Raw genomic sequence first — 2,772 nt, forward strand, 5'->3', positions numbered from 1 at the left:
TTAACCATATGGGATAGGCGACAGGGCCCGTCATCTGTCTGATCAGTTTCAGATCACCGTCAGGTCAGACGCCATTTGCGTAGTCGAGCGACCAGCGGATGAGTCGAGACAAGATCATCACCCTGATCGAAACCCGTAACTGGTCAGGTACCGATTTGATCTTGGGTTAGCTGGTTGCGGGCATCCAGGGGCGGCCCTCGGCGAGGTGGACGAGGGCGTCGAACAAGGGGATGCCGTGTTTGGTGGCGGTGGACAGGTAGCTTCGGATCGCGCAGAACTGGCGGGCGCCGGTGAGGGTGCGTAGACACCCGGATACTTTCTGCCGCAGTTTGATCATGCGGATGTCGCGTTCCGAGCCGTTGTTGTCCGCGGGTATCCGCGGGTTACTGGTGAAGCGCAGGTAGTCGGCTTCGCGGTCGACGAGCCGGCAGGCCAGCGCGTGGCGGGCGGCCATGAGCTTCGTGCCGCGGGGCGAGGTCTGGGTGATCCCGATGTGGGCGGCGTGGCGCAGCAGCCGGGTGTGGGTCGCCAGGTCGGTCGGGTCGACCGTGGTGCCGGTGGCGGCGGCGTCGACGGTGAGCCGGTGCAGCGCGAGGAGAGCATCGGCGGCCTGGGTGGCCCAGCACCAGCTGCCGGCCGGGGCGGCGTCGACGATCCCCTGCAGCTCACGCAGCACGTGGGCGACACACAGCTGGTGGGTGGCGTCGGTGTAGGTGTCATACGGCGCCCAGGCGTCGTGGATCACGATCCCGGCGAAGCCGGAGAGCACCCCGAGGGCGTCGATCCCCGCGGTTCCGCGTTTCGGATGGCAGTCGATCAGCGTGTACCGGTCGGTGCGAGCGACGTGCACCCAGTGCAGTTTCCCGGCGACCCGTAGCCCGGTCTCATCGGCGCCGACGACCTCGGCGTCGGCGAGGCACTGGCGGACCGTGGCGAGGAAGCCATCCAGGCCCGTGGCGGCACGGGCGGTCATCGCACCGACCGTGCCCGCCGAGATCGGGATCCCGACCAGCTCGGCCAGCGCGGTCGCGGTTCGTTCCTTCGACAGGAACTGACCGGAATAGAGGTAGACCGCCGCCGCGCTCACCCGGGGCCCGTACTGGACCGGGGCATCCACCCCGTCCGGCGCGGTCGCCTTCGTGCGTGTCCCGCAGCCGCATTCCCGCTCGACCAGCTCATGTTCGATCACATGCGGGCGTAGTTCGGGCAGGTCGAACACCTGCCGGCGTTCGGTCCGGGCCACCGGCCGGCCCGCCAGCGACGCCCCGCAGCCCCCACACGGCCCCGGTTCGTGCCGCAGCCGCACGTCGGGATCGTCCACCATCCGCAGCGTCGATCCGGGATGCCCGCCCTGCCCACCAGGGCGCCGGCCGGACTTCTTCCGCAATGACTTCGGGGGCGGTTTCGCCAGCCCGTCCGAACTCGGTGGCTTCGCCGAGTTCCGCGACGTCTTGCCGACCTGGGCCTCCAACTCGGCGATCCGCGCCCGGGCCTGTTCCAACTCGGCCCGCAACTGCGCGATCAGTGCCGCCTGCTCCACCACCAGCGCCGCGAGCTCGTCATACGACGGCACCGACGGTGCGGGCGGATCACCGGACACACCTGGACCCTACGGTCCGATCAACCACGCGGCGCCAACGCTCCTGGGCTGCCAGGTCATCGAAGAGTCCCAGCCTGCCATGAAACCAAAAACAAACGATCTACGAGACCTGACCAGTTACCGAAACCCTTGGTGACATGACAACCGCTCTTGCCGAGACCGACTTGCCAGACAAGACCAAGGTATACTGTTACTTCAGCCATATGATACCATTCCAAGCCATGATCGAAGCGGGGACGGAAACAGCGGAGACCGGATCGGATGGGCGGCGGTACTGGATCTGGGTTACCGGGCCCGACTACTACCTGGATGAGAACGGCACCGATCGTCCAGAGCTCGACCCGACCCGGGGGTCCGCTCCGGACGACTGGTGGACATGCCACAAAGAGACCCGCGAAGAGGACCTCATCCTGCTCTACCGGTCTCAGATCAAGAAAGACATCGCCTATCTAATTGAGGCCAGGTCAGACGCCTACGCGCTCCGCAACGGCGACGTGGCCGCGGACCTGGGGTGGGACGTCGCCTGTGACTATGAGGTGATCGAAAAGTTCCGCAGGCCGCTACAGCTCGCCGACATGCGAAGCGATCCGGTCCTGGCCAACTGGGGTCCGCTGCGGGCGAACCTCCGTCGCCGGGCCTATGAAATCCCCCGGCCTATCTGGGCTCACCTCCTCGGTCGTCTCAGCCCCGACCACACGGCGACGGACCGCCTCCGGGAAAAGGCCACGCGACGGTACCTTCTGGAACGCGACATCGAGAACTACCTTGCCGGGCACATGGAGCTCTTCTCTCGCTACGGTCTGCATGTGGACCTTCATGCCCGGCAGTACGTCTGTTACAACGGCGGCCGCGCCGATCTCATCTGCTTCGAGCGCAGCAAGAAGCGCTTTATCGCGATAGAGCTGAAGAAGGGGGCCGTGGACCGCAACGCGGTCGGCCAGGTGCTCAGCTATCGAGCGAGTTTGGAGGACGAATTCACCTCCTATCGGCAGCCGCTCGGAATCCTGATCGGAGACAGCATCAAGAAAGATGCCGCAGCCATGGTGAATCGGGACAGTCGGCTGTCGTTCATCCCGTTGGACGAGCTGCTGTCGAACTGAGAGACTTTCACCGAGAATGACCTCCCCGATAGGGCTGTTAGAGGGTGGGCGGGGTCAAACAGTCGTAGCGAC

Annotated in this window: 2 protein-coding genes; one reads left to right on the top strand and one right to left on the bottom strand. The window is 65.5% G+C overall.

The annotated features are described in order from the left end of the window. Window positions 1-166 precede the first annotated feature (166 nt). On the bottom strand, window positions 167-1,600 hold the full coding sequence (tnpC, locus tag AC5LUJ_RS24180; protein WP_250289934.1) for an IS66 family transposase: 1,434 nt from the start codon (window positions 1,598-1,600) through the stop codon (window positions 167-169). 221 nt (window positions 1,601-1,821) lie between these two features. On the opposite strand from tnpC, the gene AC5LUJ_RS24185 reads away from it, so the two are divergent. Beyond that, window positions 1,822-2,700 (top strand): EVE domain-containing protein, encoded by an 879-nt coding sequence (locus AC5LUJ_RS24185; RefSeq protein WP_250289937.1) that lies wholly within the window; start codon window positions 1,822-1,824, stop codon window positions 2,698-2,700. The last annotated feature ends 72 nt before the right edge of the window (window positions 2,701-2,772 follow it).

It is taken from the genome of Protofrankia sp. CiP1_Cm_nod3 (genome assembly GCF_982290655.1).